This window comes from Micromonospora sp. NPDC053740 (assembly GCF_040677775.1).
Lineage (GTDB): Bacteria > Actinomycetota > Actinomycetes > Mycobacteriales > Micromonosporaceae > Micromonospora > Micromonospora alfalfae.
On record NZ_JBFASO010000015.1, the window covers coordinates 72,497 to 92,679 of the forward strand.

Here is a 20,183-nt window from a genome sequence, read left to right on the forward strand (position 1 = left end):
CGGGGTGTCCGCAGATACGGACACCCCGACTTGACTGGAACCGTGTGATCAAGCGGAGGGCTAGCCGCCGTTGATGACGAACTGCGAGCCCGGCTGGATGACGATGTTGCCGTCGGCCGAGTTGGTGATTGTCACGTTGGTCAGGTTGGCGTTGCCGCGCGCACCGCTCATCGCGAGGATGCCGGCACCGTTGTTGGACCTGTCGATCCGCACGTTGGTGATCGCGAGGTTCGGTATGTTGCCGCCACCGTTCTTGAACTGGATGCCGTCGTACGTGGAGTCGATGATGTCGGTGTCGCGAATCGTGACCCCGACGATGTCCCTGGTGGCCGGGAAGATCGTGATGGCACCGAACTCCTGGTCCTCGTTCCAGAAGGCGCCGCCGGTGCGGTAGAGCCCGTTGTTGGCGATCAGCGTCGTGCCGGAGAACGGCAGCGGGTCGTGGTCGGTCGCCAGCATGATGCCCGGGTAGTTGGCCGTGTCGTAGATCAGGTTGTTCTCGATCGAGTTGTCGTAGCCGCCGTAGATGGCGATGCCGTTGGCCCGCCAGGGCAGCTGGATGGTGTTGTTGACGAAGTGGTTGTCGTGGGCGATGTCGACGTTGCGGTCCTTGACGTACGGGTTGGCCCACACGGCGAGCGCGTCGTCACCGGTGGTGCGGAAGGACGAGTTGAACACCCGCGAGTTACGCGTGCCGTTGCTGAAGTTGATGCCGTCGGCGTACGTGTTGCGGATCCGCATGCCGGAGAAGTCCAGCCCGTCGGCCGGCCCCCACAGGTCGGGGATGTTGTCGTAGTCGCGCCCCACCCAGACGCCCACGTTGGCGTGCTCGATCCAGACGTTGCTGATCTTTGTGCCGGTGCCGAAGCGACCGTTCAGACCGACGCCACCCTCGGCGTTGCCGTCACCGCCGCGGATCCGGCCCGAGCCGAAGATGGCGATGTCGGAGATCTGGGTGTTCTTGTCGATGTCGAAGCCGAAGTTGCCCTCGTGCGGGTGGTTGATGCCGCCCACCACGTTCTGCGGTTCGGTCAGCGTGTAGAGCTGCGAGTGCCACATGCCGGCGCCCCGGATCGTGACGTTGCTGATGCCGACCTGGTTGTGCGTGCCCCGGTTCAGCGGGTCGTCGGTCAGGATCTTCTGCTCCTGCCGCCACTGCCCGGCGGGGATCCAGACGCAGCTGATGACACCGTTCTGGTCGTCGGTCACCGCCCGTTGGATGGCGGCGGTGTCGTCGAGCCCGTCGTTGGGGACCGCGCCGTACGAGGTGATCGAGGTGCATCCGGCCGGCTGGCTCGCCGCCGGCGCGACCTGCTCCAGATCGATCATGTCGATGACGTAGAAGGAGGCGGTGTCACCCGAGTCGCGCTGCAACTTGAACCGGGTGCCGGCCGGGTACGACTGCGCCAGCAGTGCGTTCGACTCGTCGAAGAGTCGTCGGGCGTCGGCCTGCGGGGTGTTGGTCAGCGCCTCCGGCCCGTCGGTGTTGCCGTAGAGCCAGCTGTGCTTCGACGACAGCGTCAACTTCCGGGAGAAGACGTCGTTGACGTAGAGGCTGATGGTCGCCTCGATGCCGCCACCACCGGGCGCGTCCGGGATGGAGTTGCGCACCACTATGGAGTTGGCCTGGTTGGCCGAGGTGAACTCGACGAACTGGCCGGTGCTGGTGAGTCGTACCGACTTGCGACCCGAGGACTCGCTGGCGAAGTTGGTGTGCCCGAAGGTACGCAGCGGGTCGGCCTCCAGCAGCGTGCCCTGGTAACGGCCGGCCTCCGCCTCGTAGGAGACGTACGGGACGGCGGCCCCGCGACCGACCACTATCGACTGGCTGAACGCGTTGTTTGTCTCGTTGGTCTCGGTGACCAGGTTGGTGGCGTCGGCGGTGGCGGTGAGGGTGGCGCCCCCGCTGGTGGCGGTCCAGCTACCGCTGACGGGCACTGTGACCGTCGCGCCGGCGGCGATCGAGGCGGTGCTGGTGTTGAGGGTGGTGCTGCCCGCCACCAGCCGGGTGACAGTTGTCGCGCCGGTAGCTGTGGTGCCCCGGTTGCGAACCGTCACGGTGAAGGTGACGGCCGCCCCGACGGCCGGGTTCGGCGGGTTCGAGGCGATGCTGAGCACCTGGAGGTCGGGGCCCGGGGCCTGCGTCACCACCAGCGGCGACGCCGCGGTGAAGCTGTTGTTGCCGTTGTTCTGCTCGACGATCGTGTTCGCCGGGTCGACCACCGCCGAGACGGCGTAGCTGCCCATCGGCCGCGTGCCGGCGTTGAACGACACCGTGGTGGAGGCGCCCGTGGCGAGCGTGCCCACTGTGGCGCTGCCGACGACCGCGCCGGCCAGGCTGAAGTTCACGGTGGTCGCGCCCGCGGCGGCCGACCCGATGTTCTGCACCACGGCCGAGAGGGTGACCGCTGAGACCTCGCTGGGCGACGTGGGGGACCAGGTCACGGAGCTGACGACCAGATCCGGGTTGGGTGCCGGGGTGCCGCACACCTCAAGCTCGGCCACCTGGCCGGACGGGGCACCGGTGTTGCCGGTGAACCGCAACTGCACGTCAGCTGTGGTGGCGCTGACCGGGATGGTCACCAGGTTGGTGCCCTGGGTGAACTGGTAGGCCGCCGCCGACACCAGACTGGTGTACGTCGACGACGCCTGGTCGCGACCGAGGACCTGGATGGTCTGGGTACGGGTGCCCCAGGCCGGGTCCGGGTTGAGCTTCACTGTGACACCGGAGATGGAGTGGTTCGCGCCCAGCGCCACTGTCAGGTTCTGCGGGTAGCTCGCCGCCCCCTCCCAGTAGGTGCTGAGCTGCCCGTCGTTGGCCTTGTCCGGGGTGAAGCTGAAGGTGGAGCCGCTCGCCGTCATGCTCTTGCCCTGCGCCACGTTGGTGCAGGCCGGCGGGTTGCTGCCGGTCCGGGTGACGGTGTTGCTGTTGCCGGAGAGGTTGCCGGCGCCGTCGCGAGCACGGACGAAGTACGACACGGTAGCCGTCGCCGGCTGGGTGTCCTGGTAGGTGAGGACGGTGCCCAACGTGGCGATCAGGCTGCCGCCCCGGTAGACGTTGTAGCCGGCGAGCCCACTGCCACCGGAGTCGGTGGAGGCACCCCAGGTCAGCGTGATTGTGCTGCCCGACGTGCTCTGCGACAGGGTCCCCGGGACGCTCGGCGCTGTGGTGTCACCGCTGCCGGTCCGGGTCACCGTGTTGCTGTTGCCGGAGAGGTTGCCGGCGGCGTCGCGGGCCCGGACGAAGTACGACACGGTGGCAGTCGCCGGCTGGGTGTCGTTGAAGGTGGTCACGTTGCCGACGGACTGGAGGAACGCGCCGTTGCGGTAGACGTCGTAGCCGGCGATGCCGCTGCCGCCCGCGTTGTCGGTCGACGCGACCCAGTTGAGGCTGATGGTGGTGCCCGACTGGGTGTAGGAGAGGTTGCCGGGAACGCTCGGCGCTGTGGTGTCGGGGGTGGTGCCGCCGCTGCCGTACACCTCCAGCTCGGAGAGCTGCCCGGCCGGCCAGCCGCTGTTGGCGGTGATGGTGATCCGGACGTAGCGGGTGGAGGTCGAGCTGAAGTTGATCGTGGCGGTGCTGCCGCTCGCCGGGTTGAAGGTGTAGGTCTGCGACCCGACCAGGTCGGTGAAGGACGAACCGTTGGTGCTGCCTCGCACGCTCAGCGTCTGCGTCCGGGTGCCCCAACCGGAGGTCGGCAGCTTCAGGACGACCTGGTTGACGCTCTGCGATGAGCCGAGATCGACCTGCACCCACTGCGGGAAGGCGTTGTTGACGCTCTCCCAGTAGCTGCCCGCGTTGCCGTCGACGACCTTCGACGAGTCGTAGACGTCGGCGTGGCCGCTCTCCTGGGTGGGACGGCCCTGGGCGAGGTTGGTGGCCGCCGGCGCGAAGCCGGTGCTCGGTGCGGCAGCCGGGTCGACCGGTCGGGCGGCGGCGGCCGGGCCAGCGAGGGCGGTCGCCCCGGCCGTCGCGATCAGCGCGGCGGCGGCCGTGGCCGCCACCATCCTGAACAGATTCGTTCGTCTCATCACTGTCCTTGTCGTCGGGGGACGGTTGCCGCGGTGGCTGGACCACGGGGTGGGGGTGCGGCGGTGCAGCGCCGGCCGACGCGAGAGGGCCGGTGTCGAGAGAGACGGGATGGCATCGGGCGGCGCGGGGGCGGCGCTCGTCCTGGAAACACCAGATGGGTACGACCATCAACGGGCCTCCTGAGGAGGCCCGTTGAATCTTCCGGGAGCATGCACAGAATCGTGCATGCCTTTGTCGAAATCTTGCATTACTTTGGCCAAAGGTTACTGACGTGCTACCGGAGCGTCAACACTTCGACAGCAGTCACTATTGACGGACTTCCCTCCCCCCGACGGCTGCCGCTCGCACCGACCGGGCCCACAAATTCGGGGAAGGTGTCGCCCCCGACCACTGGAGGCCACACCTTCCCCGGAGTTGCGCAGGATCTTGCGTCAGGTCGTACGGGAACGATCAGACATCTGGCGCCGTCAGCACGAAGGTCTCCAGCAGCTCCCCGCCGTACCAGTCGGTGCGCTGACCGACATGCCCCATGCCCAGCCGCCGAGCGACAGCCATCGACGGTTCGTTGCTCGGCGACACGACCGCGTAGATCTCCCGGGTGCCGGCGGCGAACTCCCGGGCCACCACCGCGCGGGCCGCCTCGGTGGCGTAGCCATGACCCCACGCGTCCGGGTGCAGGTGCCAACCCACCTCGATGTCGTCGGTTCGGCGCGACTCGTCGCGCCCCGGCAACGGCTTGAGCAACACGGTGCCCACCACCTGACCCGTCTCGCGTACCTCGATCGCCCAGGTGCCGTACCGGCCGCCGTCGTCGGCGTGCCGCTCCTGCCAGCTCCGCAGCCGCTCGACGGCCTGGGCGGGGTTGGTCATCGGCAGACCCGACGCCACACCCAGATATCGACTGACCTCGGGACGCGAGTAGATGTCGTAGATCCGGGCCAGATCGGCCGGATCGTCGGTCCAGTCGCGCAGGATCAGGCGTTCGGTAGTGAGAACAGTCATGACCGGCGATCTTAAGGAGTGACGGCCTCGACGACGGGGAAGGAGAACCCGATGGGCAACGGATGGCAGCGCGCGAAACGGATCACCACAGCCGCGTTCCGTCCGGTGCGCGGACGGGACCTGTCGTTGCACGCCGCCGCGATCACCTTCTACGGGGCGATCGCCGTGGTGCCGGTCGCCCTGCTGGCGATCTGGCTCACCGCGCTGGTGGCCGGGGCCGACCGGGTACGCCGGCTGACCTCGTACGCCGTGGAGGCCCTGCCCACCGCGATCGGCGCGCCCCGGGCGGTGGAGGCACTGGTCGACGCCGGGGTGGGGTTGACGCCGCTGCTGGCGCTGGCCTCCCTGCTGCCCGCCTCACTGTATGGCGAGGGCCTGCGCAGGGCGTTCGTCTCGGTGGCCGCGCCCCGCACCGACGAGCACCTTGTCGGCTGGCGGGGCCGGCTCCTGCTGATGCCACTGCTCGCGCCGGCCCCCGCGCTGCTGCTGTCGATCCTGTTGGCGCTCCCGCTCACCACCCGCCTCGTACGCCAGGGCGGTTGGCTCGGTGTACTCGGCGTGGTGCTGTCGTTCCTGGCGGTCTGGCTGGTGCTCACGCCGGTGCTGGTGTGGGTGTTCCGGGTCGTCGGGCCGGCCTCACCGGACTGGCTCTCCACCCTCGGGGTCGGGTCTTTCACCGCGGCGAACCTCTCCGGATTCCTACACGGCTTCGTGCTCTTCGCCTCGCTCCCGCTGGACCTCGGAGTGCCCTTCGGCGGCTTCGACGACATCGGCGCCGGCGTGGCGGTTCTCCTCTGGCTCTACCTGTTCCATGTGATCGTCCTGGCCGGCTACTCCGCCACCCTGGCCCTCTCCAACTGGCGCACCAACCGCCCCACCCACCCCTCCCCTGAGCCTGGTCGATCATGAAGTTGTTGCCACCCGACTCGGCGTGTCCGGGCAATAACTTCATGATCAACGCGGGCTGGGGAGGGGGGAGGGAGGGGAGGGGCGGCGGGTGGCGGGGTTAGGGGGTGGAGAGGGCTTCGGTGGGGGTTAGGCGGGCGGCTCGGATTGACGGGTAGACGCCGGCGATCACCCCTACCAGGAGGGCGCCGGTGATTCCGCCGAGGACTGCGGTCAGTGGGATCGTGGGCGGCCAGCCCTGGTAGCTGGCGTAGCCGACAGTCGCGAGCACCCCCAGGACGGCCCCGGCGGCACCGCCGAGCACGCTGAGCAGCACCGACTCGGTGAGGAACTGCACCCGGATCTGGCCGCGGTTCGCGCCGAGCGCTCGGCGTAGACCGATCTCCCGACGACGCTCCAGCACCGAGATGACCATCGTGTTGGCCACGCCGATCCCACCGACCAGCAGGGCGACCGCCGCCAACCCGAGGAACAGCGCGGAGAAGCTGCTCTCGGTGGCCCGTTTCGCGGCGAGCGCGTCGGAGGGGCGGCTGACCTGGACCAGCCCGGGCAACTGCGGGTTGAGGGTGGCCGGCAGCACGGCGCGGACGTCCTCCAACGCGTCCTCAGTGGCCCGCAGGTAGACGACAGTAGGGTGACCGTCGAAGTCGAGCATGGCCTTGGCGGCGTCCCACCCGACCAGCACCGAGCGGTCCAGATCCGGGGAGAGCGGCAACGGGTCCAGGATGCCGATCACAGTGAACCAGCGCTCGCCGATGAACACCTGGGGTGGTTGCCGGGGATCCACAGTGGCAAAGCCGAGCCGGCTCGCCGCTACGTACCCGAGGACTGCTGTCGGAAGCTGGGCCGATCCGGCGTCGAGGGCCCGCCCGCTGCGGATCCGGCCGTTGACAGTCCCCAACAGGTCCGGCCGGGACGCGAGCACTGTGAGCCCGGACGTGTCGTACCGGTCCAGCAGGTCGTTGCGGCGTACGGCGGTGTGCGTGTTCGCGACCGCGCTCGCCGTCTGGACCGGCCCGATCCGCGACACCATGGCAGCGGCGTCCTCGGGCAGGAGGACGGGCGGGTTCTGATCCGGCACGGGCTCGACCCGCAGCAGGTTGGTGCCGAGGGCGGAGAGCTGGTCCATCAGGTCGCGCTGGCTGGACGCGGGGATACCCACCACGACCACCAACGTGGCGATGCCGATGGAGATGCCCAGGGCGGAGAGGACCGCCCGCATCCGGCGGGTGGTCAGGCCGAGCAGACCGAGCCGGAGTACGTCGGTCGGGGCGAGCCGGGTCGACCGGGTGTCACCCGGGGACGCGCTCACACCCCGCTCCCGGTGACGGTGTCGGCGACGATCCGGCCGTCGCGGATCTCCACCTGCCGAGGCGTACGGGCGGCGAGATCGCGGTCGTGGGTGATCACCGCGATGGTGGTGCCCTCCGCGTTGAGGTCTGTGAGCAGGGCAAGAACCGCCTCCCCGTTGACCGTGTCGAGGGCGCCGGTCGGCTCGTCGGCCAGCACCAACGCGGGCTCGTTGACGAGCGCCCGCGCTATCGCCACCCGCTGCCGCTCCCCGCCGGAGAGCTGCTGCGGCAGGTGGTCGACACGGTGCGCCAGGCCGACCCGGGCCAGCGCCTCGATCGCCGTTCGGCGACGGCGACGGCGGGGCACCCCGGCGTAGAGCAGGCCGGTGGCGACGTTCTCGGCGGCATCCAGCCCGTCGGTGAGGTGGAACTGCTGGAAGACGAAACCGAGCCAGCGGCCCCGCAGCGCGGAGAGCCGACGGTCGGACAGCGCGGTGACCTCCTGCCCGGCGACGCGTACCCGACCGCTGGTCGGCAGGTCGAGGGTGCCCATGATGTTCAGCAGCGTGGACTTGCCGGACCCGGAGGGCCCGACGATGGCGAGCATCTCGCCCGCGCGCACCGTCAGTGAGACGTCGTCAAGCGCTGTCACCCCGCCGGGGTACGTCCTACTGACTGCCTCGACGCTCAGCACCGGTTCGGCGATCACGATGCCGTCATGACGTCGAGGCCCTCGGTCACACCGGTGCCGCTGATCTCCACCAGACCCCGGGCGAACATCCCGGTTTCCACGGCCACCAGCCCACCGTCGGGCAGTTGCAGCGCATGCCCGCCCTCGCGGAGCGCCACCAGCGCGCCGACCGGCACCGCGAGCACGCCCTTGTGGACGGCGGTGGTGAAGCGGACCTGCACCGTTGCCGCGTCCAGCTTGGCCACGTCCGCCGCCCGGGTCGGTGCGACGAGGACGTCAACCGTCGGCGGGCTGCCCTGCCCGGTGCCGTCGTCCGAGCCACCGCCGCGCACCGTCTGCGAGATCGAGGCGACGGTGGCCGGGATCTCGGAGCTGTCCGGCAGGGCGACGACCACTGCGGCGCCCACAGTGATGGTGCCGACCTCGGTGGCCCCGACCGGCACTGTGACCAGCTTGACCTTCTCGGTGACGGCCAGCAGCTCACCGGCGACCGGGTCACCGGGCAGAGCCTTCACCGCGCTGACCCGGGCCGGCCCGGTCAGCACAGCTGCCTGCCCGACCCCGATCGTGCCCGTGGGGTCCAGCCCGAGTGCCTGCTGCCACTTCTTGATCGCGCTGACCAGACTCTTGGTGAGCAGTGCCTGACCCGTTCCGATCTTCGTGCCGTCGGTGCCCCGGGACGGCTGCGTACCGGTCTGGTAGCCCAGCGCCTTCAGGTTGTCCGACACGATCCGTACGTCGCTGCCCACCAGACCTGGCTTGTCGAGCGTGCGGAAGAGCGGCGTCCCGCCGAACAGCACCGGCACCGGTCGGTCGTTGACCCAGTAGAGCGCCTTGCCCCGGGCCACCGTGTCGCCCACCTTCGGCAGCCGGGTGACGACGCCCTCCCCTGCGCCCTTCACCAACCGCTCCGGGCCGAAGCCGAGTGTGCCGTTCAGCGAGCGGCTGTCCGACAGGTCGGCCCGGGTCACAGTCGTCGTGGCGACCGGCGGCGGGGCGCTCGGGGCGTCACCGCCGGGGTGACGCCGCAGAGCCAACGCCCCGACGCCGGCACCCACGGCGACCACCACTGTCACCACCGCCACCCCGATCGCGGTACGCCGGGTCGTCCGCCGACCAGGGCCGTCGGTCGGGTTACTGCCGGGCACCGAAGATCTCCATCGTGCATTCCTTGTCGAGCTTGGCCACGGCCTGACCGTCAAGTCCGTTGGTCGGGTCGGCGACCCCGTCGTCGTAGGTCCAACCGGAGCCGTCCGGCAGCGAGTGGATCTTCATTCCGCGTCCACGCAGGCACTGGACGTAGTCGTTCCACTGACTCACGTAGTTCGGGTTCTTCTTCGGGTCCAGCTCCGGCGGCTGGAGCGGCAGCTTGTTCGCGCACGCCACGTACGCCGCCTTCGGCTCCCCGCTCTGGTCGAGGGACAGGCCCGTGCCGTCCCCCACCGGGCCGGGTTGTGACCGGCCGTCGTTCAGCTTCACGCCATTGTCGTGCAGGCAGATGTTGTACGTCCCCCAGAGCCGCTCCTCCTCCTCGTCGGTCATGTCCAGGCGTAGCTGCGGCCGACCGTTGGCGGCGCCACCGGTGGGGGTGGCGCTCGCCCGGGCGGACGGGGTGACGAGCGACGCGACATCGCCGCTGGCGGTGCCCTTGTCGGCGCTGGACGCACCGCCGCCGCAGCCGGTGAGGGCGACGGCGAGCACCGTGACCGCGGCGAGGCCGGCCGCGACCCGATGGGTTGAGTTGGTCATGGCGTGCAGCTTCACGCCCGGGTGTCAGAGACCTGTAAGGAACCGGTCGTCATCCGATAGTCCCAGCTCAGCGGCAGTGCTGGAACCGGTCGGGGCCACGTACAGTCGCTGCCGTGTGTGCGTACGTGCTGGTGGCCGAGGACGACCAGAAGCAGGCGGAGCTGGCGCGCCGGTATCTGGAACGCGAGGGGCACGAGGTGGTCGTGGTGGCCGACGGGCGGGCCGCGCTGGAGCAGATCCGGCAGCGGCCCCCGGATCTGCTGGTCCTCGACGTGATGATGCCGAAGGTCGACGGCCTGGACGTCTGTCGCATCCTGCGCCGGGAGTCCGACCTGCCGGTGCTCATGCTGACCGCCCGGTCGACCGAGGACGACCTGCTGCTCGGCCTCGACCTGGGCGCCGACGACTACATGACGAAGCCGTACAGCCCGCGTGAACTGGTCGCCCGGGCCCGCAGCCTGCTGCGCCGGGGCCAACGGACGCAGGCGGACCCGGTGCTGCGGGTGGGCGCGGTGCACGTCGACCCGGTGCGCCACGAGGTACGCAGCGACGGCCGCCTCGTCGACTGCACACCTGGTGAGTTCCAGCTGCTCCAGGCGATGGCCGCCCAGCCCGCCCGGGCGTTCACCAGGGATCAGCTCCTGGGCTACCTGCACGGCTTCGACAGGTACATCACCAACCGGACCGTGGACGTGCACGTGATGAACCTCCGCCGGAAGATCGAGCCGAACCCGCGCAAGCCGGCCCGGTTGGTGACCGTGTACGGCATCGGATACAAGTTGGTCGAAGAGTCCCCCCGTGTCGGTTGAGGTCCCGCTGCGCCGCAGCCTGCTGCTCCGACTGCTGGCGCTGGCCGTCCTCATCGCCATCGGCTCGATCGCGGCGACCGCGTGGCTGGCCGTCCGCACCACCACCGGAGCGATCCGGCAGGAGCAGGGGCAGGCGCTGGCCGACGACGCGCGCATCTACGACACGGTGCTCGCGTACGCGGCGACCCATCCGAACTGGGACGGGGTCGACGCGGCAGTTCGGCCGCTCGCCCAGGACGTCGGCCGGCGGATCGCCCTGACCACCGAGACGGGTGCGCCGATCGCGGACTCGGCACCCGGCGCGGGCCCGTTGCCGACGACGTCGTCCGCGACCGTCGACGCGCTTGCCGTCGACACCGCCCTGATGCCCGGCACCACAATGCCGGGCGGCGGTGACGGCGGCGCCAGCCGCATCGACCCGCGCGCCATCGGGCCGTACCAGCTCCCACCGGAGGAGCGCGCCGCGCTGCGCGACGAGGCGGCCCAGGCGGTCCAGTGTCTGCGGCTCCGGGCGCAGATCGACGCCACCGTCGTGGACGGGCCCACTGGCCGCCCCCGCATCGACACCCCCGGCACCGACCTCGCCGACAGTGCCGTCTGCGGCCAGGCGAGAGAGGATCTCGCGACCCGTACGGCCACCGAGGGCAAGGCGCTCGCCCAGCTCAACGCCCTGGTGAACACCTGCCTGGCGCGGCGACGCCTGCCCGCCGTGCAGGTGGACCTGAACTGGACCTGGACGAGGCAGCCGGCGGCCAGCGCACCCGATTCCCGCAGCGCGGCCGGCGTCGACCAGGAGCACAACCGGGCGGTCAGCGCCTGCGTCGGCACCAGTCGACGCGAACAACTCCTCCCGTACGTCGCTCCGGCCGCGACCCTCTTCGTCAGCGACCCGGGCGGTCGCCCCTCGACCACCTTCGACCTCTCCCCGGCCAACCAGACCCGCATCGTCGCTGTCGCCGGCCTCGTCCTGCTGGTGACGATCGGCTTCACAGTCCTCGCCGGCATCCGGCTGACCCGCCCGCTGCACGCGCTGACCGGGGCCGCCCAGCGGATGCGCGACGGCGACGGCGCCGCCCGGGTCCGGGTGACCGGCCGCGACGAGATCGCCCGACTGGCCGAGGCCTTCAATGACATGGCCGAGCGGCGGGAACGGCTGGAGCAGTTACGCCGGGCCATGGTCAGCGACATCGCCCACGAGATGCGTACGCCGGTGAGCAACATCCGGGGTTGGCTCGAAGCGGTCGAGGACGGCGTCGCGGCCCCCGACCGCCGGCTGCTCTCCTCACTGCTGGAGGAGGCGACAGTGCTCCAGCACGTGATCACCGACCTGCAGGACCTGGCCGAGGCCGACGCGGGCGCGCTGCGGCTGCACCCCGAAGAGGTCTACCTCGCCGACCTGCTCGCCCAGGTCGCTGAGGCGCACCGGGCCCAGGCCGACCGGGTCGGCGTCACCATCACGGTACGCACCGAGGCCGACCCGCGGGTGCACGCCGACCCGGTGCGACTCCGCCAGGCCGTGGGCAACCTGGTCGCCAACGCGGTACGGCACACCCCGTCGGGCGGGCGCGTGACGATCAGCGCCAGCGCGACCGACGCCGAGGTCGTCGTCTCGGTGACCGACACCGGCAGCGGTATCAGCGCCGAGGACCTGCCCCGGGTCTTCGACCGCTTCTGGCGGGCCGAGAAGTCCCGTAGCCGGCTGACCGGCGGCAGCGGCCTGGGCCTCGCCATCGTGCGCAAGCTCACCGAGGCCCACGGCGGCACGGTCAGCGCCACCAGCACCCCCACCCAAGGCTCCACCTTCACCCTCCACCTACCCCCACCCCTACCTCCCCCACCCCTACCTCCCCCACCCCTACCTCCCGCCTCCTCCCAACCCCACCCCCCACCCGCCGGCCCGGTTGATCATGAAGTTATTGCCACTCGGCGCGGCGTGTCGTGGCAATAACTTCATGATCAACAGAAGACGGGGTGGGTGGGCAGGTGGGGCGGGGTAAGGGTGGGGTGGAAGGGGTGACCTGGTTGGGCAGGGCGGACTAGGCTGCCGCGGCATGAGCAGTGAGATTCCGGCCCGCGCCGACGTCGTGATCGTCGGTGCCGGGCACAACGGTCTGGTCTCCGCAGTCCTGCTGGCCCGGGCCGGCCTGGACGTCCTCGTGCTGGAGGCCGCCGACGTGATCGGCGGCGCGACCCGCACCGAGAACCCGTTCCCGAAGGTGCCGGGGCTGCGCCACTCCACCGGGTCGTACCTGCTCGGGCTGATGCCCCCGGAGCTGCTCGCCACGCTCGACGTACGGATTCCGGTGCTGCGCCGCGACCCGCACTACTTCCTCCCCACCCCGGGCGGCCTCGGCTCGCCGTACCTGCTCTTCGGCAGTGACACGGCCGCCACCCGGGCGCAGCTCACCGATTTCTTCTCCCCCGGTGACGTGGCCGCCGACGACGCCATGCAGGCCGAGTTGGCCGCGCTGCGGGAAGACCTCGCCCCGGCCTGGCTGGCCGAGCCGCTGAACGTCCAGGAGACCGCCGAGCGGCACGTCCGCCCGGCGCTGCGCCAGGTCTTCGTCGACCTCGTGCAGGGTTCGGTCGCCGACTACCTGGCCCGGTTCGAGTTCCGCTCCGAACTGCTGGTCAGCATGTACGCGGTCACCGACGGCCTGTCCGGGCTCAACGCCGGCCCGGACGACCCCGGCACCGGCCACAACTTCCTCGTGCACAACATGTGCCGACTGCCCGGCTCCGGCGGCACCTGGATGATCGCCGAGGGCGGGATGGGCACCGTCTCCCGGACCTTCGCCGAGGCCGCACGCGCCGCCGGGGCCAGGATCCTGACCGGTACGCCGGTGCACGCGGTGACGCTGGACGGCGGCGCGGCGAGCGGAGTGGTACTGGCCGACGGTCGGGAGGTCGCCGCTCGGGTGGTCCTCGGCGCGTGTGACCCGTACCGGCTGATGGACCTGTTGCCCGACGGTGCGCTCCCGGCGCGGCTCGGCGAACGGATGGCGGCGGTCCGCCGGCCCGGCACCACCCTCAAGCTGAACCTGGCGCTCACCGGGCTGCCGCGGTTCTCCTGCCTGCCGGACGGCACGCCGAGCCCGTTCGGCTCGACCATCCACCTGCTGCCCGGGTCGGCATCGCTGGTCGGCGGGGCGGAGGCGTCGCCGATGACCGCGCTGCGCGCCATGTGGGCGGACGTGCAGGCCGGGCTGCTGCCGGCGGAGCCCACCATCGAGTGGTACCTGCACACCACAGTCGACCCGTCGCTCTCCGACGCCGCCGGGCACCACTCGTCGGCGCTCTTCGTCCAGTCCGTCCCCTACGAGTTGGCCGGAACCACCTGGGACGCGGAGCTGCCCGGCTACGTCGACCGGCTGCTCGGGATCGTCGAGCGGTACGCCCCCGGCACCGGTGACCTGATCGCCGACGCGGTGCCGCTGCCGCCGCCCGGCATCGAGGAGCACTTCGGCATCACCGGTGGGCACATCCACCACGTCGACAACACCGTCTCGTTCACCGACCGGATGCCCTACGCCACCGGCGTCGACGGTGTGTACGCCGGCAGCGCCGGCTGCCACCCGGCCGGCAGCGTCATCGGCGCGGCCGGCCACAACGCCGCCCGCCGCATCCTCACCGACCTGGGCCGCTGACCAGACTCCCGCGATCTTGCACTTTCGGACGCCGATACGGGTGGTATGCCCCGCTCAGGCGCGACAGCAAGTGCAAGATCGCGGTGGTGAGGGGGTCAGATCACTGCCTCGCCGGCGGGAGCCGGGGTTTCCGCGTCCACCCGGTGGGCTCGCACCTTGTGGCCGACGCTGGTCAGGCAGCGGCCGCTGGGCAGGTCGAAGCGCCAGCCGTGCAACTGGCAGGTGAGCTGGTCGCCGTCGACGATGCCGAAGCGGGTCAGGTCCGCCTTCAGGTGCGGGCATCGCCGCTGCACCACCCAGTCGCCCAACGTGATGTCCTCGGCGTCGGTGCTGCGCTCGTGCTCGTCGTACCAGCCCTCGGCGTACTGGAGCCGCTCCTCGGAGAGACACTTGAAGAACGCGTAGACGAACTCGTTGTACTGGCCGATCCGGGCCGCCGAGAACCGGCAGGACAGGAAGAGCGAGTTGACCCAGTCCACCTCGTCGATGAAGAGCAGGTGCTCGATCAGCGACCGCTCGGTCCGGAACCGGTAGCGCACCTTCTCGTCCGCGTACGGCCGGACCTCCTTGCCGGGGAAGTCCACCACGATCGACTCGACGCTCTCGCCGTCATACCCCACCAGGTCGAAACGGACCGGACCGCCAACCCCCTTGGCCAGGTAGATCGACTCGTCGAGCAGCGGCTCGATCCGACGCTTCATCTCGCCGAGCACGTCCACCTCGGGGTGCCGCCAGGACGCCTTCTCCGCCTCGATGATCGGGCGCTTGCGCTCCCGCATCTCCTCCAGGTGCGCGACCTTGTTGGCGAAGAACTCCTGCACCGGAACCGGGTGGGTGGTGCTCGCGCCCTCGGTGGTGACCTCGGCGACGCTGCCCGGCAGCAGCACGATCCCGTTGGTGCCACCGACCTTGGCGTACTCCGACAGGAAGACCGACTGGTCGGGGAAGATGTTGCCCTCGTCGCCGTGGATGTCGTTGAACTGCCACAGGGCGTCGTCGAGGAAGCACGGCGGGCCGGCGATCGGGAAGACGTGCGACGCCTTCAGGTCGTCGATGTACCGCCAGGTCCGGTCGAACTGCCGGTCACGCTTCTGCTTACCGAACGCGGTCTTCGCCGCCTGCGGCAACTCGTAGACCATCGGGTACCAGATCGCACCGGAGAACTGGAGCAGGTGCGCGTGCACGTGCCCCAGCTCGGCGAAGACGCTCAGGTCGGTGGGGCGGGCATCGTTCTGGTTGAGCAGCCGCACACCCTCGTACTCGACCCAGAGCGAGGAGTCGCCGATCGGCCCGTCGGTCGGGCTGGTCAACGCCTGAATCATGATCTTCAGGCCGCCGGGCAGCTCCACCACCTGCTCGTTGGGCGCCTTCAGGAACTTGGTGAAGCCCAGCGCCCGGAACTCGTCCTCCATCTCCGAGGTGGGGAACTCGGGGAGCAGGACCGTGGCGTCCTTGGAGACGAAGTCGCGCAGGTGCTTCGCGTCGAAGTGGTCCCGGTGCAGGTGGGAGACGTACAGGTAGTCGACCTGACCCAGGCTCTCCCAGTCCAGCAGAGAATTGTCCGGGAACGGGAACCACGACGCGAAGTAGGCCGGGTTGACCCACGGGTCGCACAGGATGCTGCCCGCGGCCGTGTCGATCCGCATGCTGGCGTGCCCGGTTCCGGTCACTCGCACCGCACAGTCCCCCTCAAACAGACAATCAGGTGTACGCCAAACGCTACCGGAGCGAGTCTGACCGCCGCCCCGCGACGCCGGTAGTGCCATCCAGCCCAGGTGGGGCAGGGCCGATGGCCAGGAAACCCCCACCCCACCGCACCGCGTACGAGGCGTGCCAGACTAACCAAAGATCCGATCGCGAGGGAAGGACCGACAGTGGCAGGAAGCGAGCCGGTAACGTCGCCAGACCAGCACAAGCCCGGGCACCGCAAGGCCGGGCAGATCGGCGCCGTGCTGTCCGCACTGGCGCTGCTGGCGATGATCTGCGGCAACCACGAGGGCAGGGTCGAGGACATCTGGCTGATCGGCCTGGCCGCGCTGCTGCTGATCATCGTGATCGGCGACATCGTGTTGCGGCGCAGCGGTCTGCGCTCCTGACCCGACCCACCGCCGGACGACCGGCCGACGTACGCCGAGGGCCCGCCCCCACCCGGGGGACGGGCCCTCGTCCGTATCGCGTCGGGTCAGCGCCCGAAGAGGATGTCCTGCACGTCCTTGAGCGCCGCGTCGACCTCGGCCTCGAAGTAGCCACCCGGCACCAGGCCGAACCGGAGCGTGTCCAGGTCCTTCGGGTCGACAGGCATCGGGTTACGGCGCTGCATGCCACCGAGCAGGGTGTCGAAGAACCGGTCCACCTGGTCGGGGTCGTACCCGCTGCCGAACCGGCGCACCTGGAAGCTACGACGGATCTGGTCGACCCGGTACAGATCGCTGCCGGGCGGACCGGCCATCGGCGGACCACCCATCGGCGGGCCGCCCATCGGGGGGCCGGCCACCGCGGGCGGACCGGCCATCGGCGGGCCACCCATGCCCTGCTGCGGCAGCGGAGGCGGACCGGCCGGACCACGGCGCATGTCGCGCAGATCCCGCTCCGGCATCCGGATCTCGGCCGTCATGTCGGCGCGACCGTGCCGCCCCGCCTCGAAGCCGTCGAAGCGCGGCTCCTCCGGCGGCGGCGGATAACCGCCGGGCGCGCGCTGGTCGTCGGGGCCGTACCCGCCGCGCTGATCATCCGGGCCGTAGCCACCGGGTGAGCGCTGGTCGTCCGGCGGGCCGTACCCGCTGGGACCGGCGGGCAGGCCGCGCTGCGGCATGCCGTGACCACCCATCGGGCCGGGGCCCATCTGGCCACCGGGGCCCATCGGGGGGCCGGCCGGGCCACGTGGCGCGTCGTAACCACCGCCGCGGGGGGCGTCGTACCCACCGGCGAAGGCACCGGTCGGCTCGTCGTAGCGGCCGTAGGGCGGGCCGGCCTGCGCGGGCATCGGCCGGGGCGGCATCGGCTGCGGGACCATGCCCCGGTCATCACGCATCGGCGGACCCATCCGGTCCGGTGGGCCCATCCGGTCACCCATCCGGGGGTCGCCACCGCGCCCGGCGCTGTTGCGCTCCTCCAGCTCGGCCAGCTGCCGCTCGACCCGGTCCAGGTGCAGGTCGACCTGCCACTCGTCGTAGCCGTTGAAGCGGACCCGGAAGACGACGTCATGAACCTCCTGGGAGGCCACCGGGGCACCGACCTGTCGGCCGTCGAGCGTCGCCTCGACCCGGTCGAGGAAGGCATCCACCTCGTCGACCTTGTATCCCCGGCGGAGCGCCTTGCGCCGGAAACGCTGACCCTGACTCGCCACTATGTCTCCTGGTCTCGTTCGCCACGCCCGGTCACGCCGGTGCCTCTCCGGCGCGGTCGGTGTTGGTGTCGTTGTCTTCGGCGGCGGCAAGCTGGCCACACGCGCCGTCGATCTCGCGACCTCGGGTGTCCCGAACTGTGGTGGACACCCCGGCGTCGCGCAACCGCCGGACGAACTCCCGCTCGACCGGCTTCGGGCTCGCGTCCCAGCGGCTGCCCGGCGTCGGATTGAGCGGGATGAGGTTCACGTGGGCCAATTTGCCGGCCAGCAGCCGCCCGAGCAGGTCGGCTCGCCACGGCTGGTCGTTCACGTCCTTGATCATCGCGTACTCGATCGACACGCGGCGGCCCGTCCGGGCGGCGTAGTCCCACGCTGCGTCCAGCACCTCGGCTACCTTCCAGCGCTGGTTTACCGGCACGAGTTCGTCGCGCAGATCATCATCGGGCGCGTGCAACGACAGCGCAAGGGTCACTGAGAGGTCTTCGCTGGCCAGTCGGTGGATAGCCGGAACCAGGCCGACAGTGGAAACGGTGATGTGCCGCTGGGACAGACCGAGCCCCTCCGGTGCCGGGCTGACCAGCCGACGGATCGCCGCGATCACCCGGTTGTAGTTGGCCAGCGGCTCGCCCATGCCCATGAAGACGACGCGCGACAGCCTCGGCGGGGAACCGGCGACCACGCCGGAGGCCGCCACTCCGGCCATGTACACCGCCTGGTCGACGATCTCCGCCGTCGACAGGTTGCGGGTCAACCCGGCCTGGCCGGTCGCGCAGAACGGACAGGCCATGCCGCAACCCGCCTGGCTGGAGATGCAGACGGTCACCCGGTCCGGATAACCCATCAGCACGCTCTCCACCAGCGCGCCGTCGTGCAGCCGCCAGAGCGCCTTGCGGGTCGCGCCGTCATCGCAGGCCAGCTCGCGCACCGGGTTGAGCAACGTCGGCAGCAACTGGTCGGCCAGCCGCTCCCGGGTCGCCGCTGGCAGATCGGTCATCGCCTGCGGGTCGCGGACCAACCGCCCGAAGTAGTGGTTGGAGACCTGCTTGGCGCGGAAGGCCGGCTCCCCCAACCCGGTGACCAACGCCTGGCGGCCGGCCAGGTCCAGGTCAGCGAGGTGCTGAGGGGGCATGGAGGCCCGGCGCGCAGCGGGGGCGACCGAGATGGCGGGGATCAAGGGCAGGCTCGTCATGGCTGGTCCAGTGTGTCACGCCGTCGGCGGCGGCTGCCGCTCCGGAGGTGTCGAACGGGCCGCGACCACCACAGCCGGATGACCAGGTCGCCGTGATTCATACCTCAGCCCACCACCGGCACGAAGACCGCCAACAGCAGGTAGGCCGTCGGCACAGCGAACAGGATCGAGTCCAGTCGGTCCATCAGACCGCCGTGGCCGGGCAACAGGTTGCTCATGTCCTTCACGCCGAGATCCCGCTTGATCATCGACTCGGCCAGGTCGCCGAGGACCGCCGCGCAGGAGACGGCCACCCCGAACAGCGCACCCCACCAGGGGGCCACCTCGAACATCAGCCACAGCAGCAACGCCCCACCCAGGGCCGCCGCGGTGACCGAGCCGGCGAAGCCCTCCCAGGACTTCTTCGGGCTGATCGACGGGGCCATCGGGTGACGGCCGAAGGAGACCCCGGCCGCGTACCCACCGGTGTCGGAGAGGACCACCCCGATCAGCGTGGCCAGGATGCGCAGGTGCCCATCGCCGGGGGCCGCCGCCAGCAACGCCGCAAAGCCGGCGAGGAACGGCACGTAGACGGCGATCAGGGTGGCCGCGGTGAGATCCCGCTGGAAGCCGGCCGGCCCGTCACCCAACCGCCAGATCATGGTGCCCAGCACTGTGACCAGCAGCCCCAGGCTGAGCGCGTCCGGGCCGGCGTACCAGGCCAGACCCACTGTCAACACGCCGCCGGCGATCAGTGGCACCAGCGGCGGGTGCGCACCGCTGCGGCGTACCGCGCGGGCCATCTCCCAGATGCCGATGGCGACCGCGGCGGCGATCACCGGCAGGAATGCCAACGGATAGAAGACCAGCGGCACCACGATCAACGCGCCGAGGCCGAGCCCGACCCCGATCGCCGCGGGAAGGTTGCGTCCGGCCCGCCCGGTGCCCACCTGCTGGGTGGCCGGTCGGTCGAGGCTGGCCCGACGTCGCCCCTTCGACCGTCGACCGGTGGTCGGCTCCGCCGTCGGCTCCAGCTCCGGCCCGATCTCGGCCCCGATGGGCGCCAGCTGCGCGGTCGGATAATCGGTGTCGTCAGGGCGGACCGGCCCGTCGAACGGTCCCGGGCCGCCGTACCCGCCAGGCTCGTCGAAACGCGGGACACCGCCGCGGGGCGGGGCACCCTCCGGACCGGTGGACGCCCGGTCGCCGTACCGGTCACCGCGACCCCGGTCGTCGTACCGGTCGGGCTGGTTGCGGTCGTCGACGCGCCGGTCACGGTCGTCGAAGCGGTCATCCGGGCGGACCGGGCGGCCACGCTCGTCGTACGGGTCCGCAGGGTGCGGGTCGGCGTACGGCCGGGCGTGCGGGTCGGCGTACAGCTCAGGGCCGGCGGCCGGACGGCGGCTCCACTGGCCGGCCTCCAGCTCCTGGTCCGGCCAGGGCAGCGCCACCGGGCGCTCCGGCCGGTCCCAGCCGCGAGGCTCGCTGCCGTAGGGGTCGGGGTGGGACATCACGCACCGCAAAGCGGCACGAGAACCAC

The 20,183-nt window shown here is 70.7% G+C and carries 15 protein-coding genes; 5 read left to right on the forward strand and 10 right to left on the reverse strand.

Features of this window, described 5'->3' with window-relative positions; all coding sequences use genetic code 11:
• Positions 1-60: 60 nt before the first annotated feature.
• Both AB0K35_RS31600 and AB0K35_RS31605 read right to left on the reverse strand, forming a co-directional pair.
• On the reverse strand, positions 61-4,032 hold the full coding sequence (locus AB0K35_RS31600) for a CARDB domain-containing protein (RefSeq protein ID WP_363890054.1): 3,972 nt from the start codon (positions 4,030-4,032) through the stop codon (positions 61-63).
• Positions 4,033-4,483: 451 nt separating this feature from the next.
• Positions 4,484-5,035: a GNAT family N-acetyltransferase gene (locus tag AB0K35_RS31605; RefSeq protein ID WP_238671713.1), complete on the reverse strand. Its 552-nt coding sequence runs from the start codon at positions 5,033-5,035 to the stop codon at positions 4,484-4,486.
• Positions 5,036-5,086: 51 nt separating this feature from the next.
• Between AB0K35_RS31605 and AB0K35_RS31610 the strand changes: the two genes are divergently transcribed.
• On the forward strand, positions 5,087-5,944 hold the full coding sequence (locus tag AB0K35_RS31610; protein ID WP_238671712.1) for a YhjD/YihY/BrkB family envelope integrity protein: 858 nt from the start codon (positions 5,087-5,089) through the stop codon (positions 5,942-5,944).
• A gap of 97 nt (positions 5,945-6,041) precedes the next feature.
• Here the strand turns inward: AB0K35_RS31610 and AB0K35_RS31615 are convergent, their stop codons facing one another.
• Genes AB0K35_RS31615 through AB0K35_RS31630 form a run of 4 tightly spaced genes read right to left on the reverse strand, consistent with a single transcriptional unit; the run spans position 6,042 to position 9,673 of the window.
• Positions 6,042-7,253, reverse strand: a complete 1,212-nt coding sequence (locus AB0K35_RS31615) for an ABC transporter permease (protein WP_363890058.1) — start codon at positions 7,251-7,253, stop codon at positions 6,042-6,044.
• Entirely contained in the window at positions 7,250-7,939 is a 690-nt protein-coding gene (locus AB0K35_RS31620) for an ABC transporter ATP-binding protein (RefSeq protein WP_238671963.1), read from the reverse strand. Before AB0K35_RS31620 ends, AB0K35_RS31615 begins: the two co-directional genes overlap by 4 nt.
• Positions 7,939-9,072, reverse strand: coding sequence for a peptidoglycan-binding domain-containing protein (locus AB0K35_RS31625; protein ID WP_363890060.1), 1,134 nt, complete (start codon positions 9,070-9,072; stop codon positions 7,939-7,941). Before AB0K35_RS31625 ends, AB0K35_RS31620 begins: the two co-directional genes overlap by 1 nt.
• Positions 9,059-9,673 (reverse strand): hypothetical protein, encoded by a 615-nt coding sequence (locus tag AB0K35_RS31630; RefSeq protein WP_357362664.1) that lies wholly within the window; start codon positions 9,671-9,673, stop codon positions 9,059-9,061. Before AB0K35_RS31630 ends, AB0K35_RS31625 begins: the two co-directional genes overlap by 14 nt.
• Positions 9,674-9,786: 113 nt before the next feature.
• Between AB0K35_RS31630 and AB0K35_RS31635 the strand changes: the two genes are divergently transcribed.
• The 3 genes from AB0K35_RS31635 to AB0K35_RS31645 all read left to right on the forward strand — a co-directional run bounded on the left by AB0K35_RS31635 (position 9,787) and on the right by AB0K35_RS31645 (position 14,129).
• Positions 9,787-10,482, forward strand: a complete 696-nt coding sequence (locus tag AB0K35_RS31635; protein WP_357289432.1) for a response regulator transcription factor — start codon at positions 9,787-9,789, stop codon at positions 10,480-10,482.
• On the forward strand, positions 10,472-12,430 hold the full coding sequence (locus AB0K35_RS31640) for a HAMP domain-containing sensor histidine kinase (protein WP_363890064.1): 1,959 nt from the start codon (positions 10,472-10,474) through the stop codon (positions 12,428-12,430). The genes AB0K35_RS31635 and AB0K35_RS31640 overlap by 11 nt, the downstream gene beginning before the upstream one ends.
• Before the next feature lie 103 nt (positions 12,431-12,533).
• A complete protein-coding gene (locus AB0K35_RS31645; RefSeq protein WP_363890065.1) occupies positions 12,534-14,129 on the forward strand; it encodes an NAD(P)/FAD-dependent oxidoreductase in 1,596 nt (531 codons plus the stop codon).
• Positions 14,130-14,224: 95 nt separating this feature from the next.
• On the opposite strand, the gene AB0K35_RS31650 is transcribed toward AB0K35_RS31645, so the two are convergent.
• The gene (locus tag AB0K35_RS31650; protein WP_091400310.1) at positions 14,225-15,805 is read right to left on the reverse strand and encodes a Rieske 2Fe-2S domain-containing protein; all 1,581 of its coding nucleotides are present in this window, start codon (positions 15,803-15,805) and stop codon (positions 14,225-14,227) included.
• 198 nt (positions 15,806-16,003) lie between these two features.
• On the opposite strand from AB0K35_RS31650, the gene AB0K35_RS31655 reads away from it, so the two are divergent.
• Positions 16,004-16,225: a DUF2631 domain-containing protein gene (locus AB0K35_RS31655; protein ID WP_036412111.1), complete on the forward strand. Its 222-nt coding sequence runs from the start codon at positions 16,004-16,006 to the stop codon at positions 16,223-16,225.
• A gap of 86 nt (positions 16,226-16,311) precedes the next feature.
• Here AB0K35_RS31655 and AB0K35_RS31660 read toward each other — a convergent pair whose 3' ends face one another.
• From AB0K35_RS31660 to AB0K35_RS31670, 3 genes are all read right to left on the reverse strand, one after another.
• Positions 16,312-17,475, reverse strand: a complete 1,164-nt coding sequence (locus tag AB0K35_RS31660) for a DivIVA domain-containing protein (protein ID WP_238671705.1) — start codon at positions 17,473-17,475, stop codon at positions 16,312-16,314.
• A 31-nt stretch (positions 17,476-17,506) separates the two neighbouring features.
• A complete protein-coding gene (rlmN, locus tag AB0K35_RS31665) occupies positions 17,507-18,664 on the reverse strand; it encodes a 23S rRNA (adenine(2503)-C(2))-methyltransferase RlmN (RefSeq protein ID WP_091400305.1) in 1,158 nt (385 codons plus the stop codon).
• Positions 18,665-18,768: 104 nt separating this feature from the next.
• The gene (locus tag AB0K35_RS31670) at positions 18,769-20,154 is read right to left on the reverse strand and encodes a phosphatidate cytidylyltransferase (protein ID WP_363890069.1); all 1,386 of its coding nucleotides are present in this window, start codon (positions 20,152-20,154) and stop codon (positions 18,769-18,771) included.
• Between the last annotated feature and the right edge of the window lie 29 nt (positions 20,155-20,183).

What these genes read in the sequence shown, in the direction of transcription:
- AB0K35_RS31600 (WP_363890054.1), bottom strand. Translation starts at nt 4,032, where the DNA reads ATGAGACGAACGAATCTGTTCAGGATGGTGGCGGCCACGGCCGCCGCC.
- AB0K35_RS31605 (WP_238671713.1), bottom strand. Translation starts at nt 5,035, where the DNA reads ATGACTGTTCTCACTACCGAACGCCTGATCCTGCGCGACTGGACCGAC.
- AB0K35_RS31610 (WP_238671712.1), top strand. Translation starts at nt 5,087, where the DNA reads ATGGGCAACGGATGGCAGCGCGCGAAACGGATCACCACAGCCGCGTTC.
- AB0K35_RS31630 (WP_357362664.1), bottom strand. Translation starts at nt 9,673, where the DNA reads ATGACCAACTCAACCCATCGGGTCGCGGCCGGCCTCGCCGCGGTCACG.
- AB0K35_RS31645 (WP_363890065.1), top strand. Translation starts at nt 12,534, where the DNA reads ATGAGCAGTGAGATTCCGGCCCGCGCCGACGTCGTGATCGTCGGTGCC.
- rlmN (WP_091400305.1), bottom strand. Translation starts at nt 18,664, where the DNA reads ATGACGAGCCTGCCCTTGATCCCCGCCATCTCGGTCGCCCCCGCTGCG.
- AB0K35_RS31670 (WP_363890069.1), bottom strand. Translation starts at nt 20,154, where the DNA reads ATGTCCCACCCCGACCCCTACGGCAGCGAGCCTCGCGGCTGGGACCGG.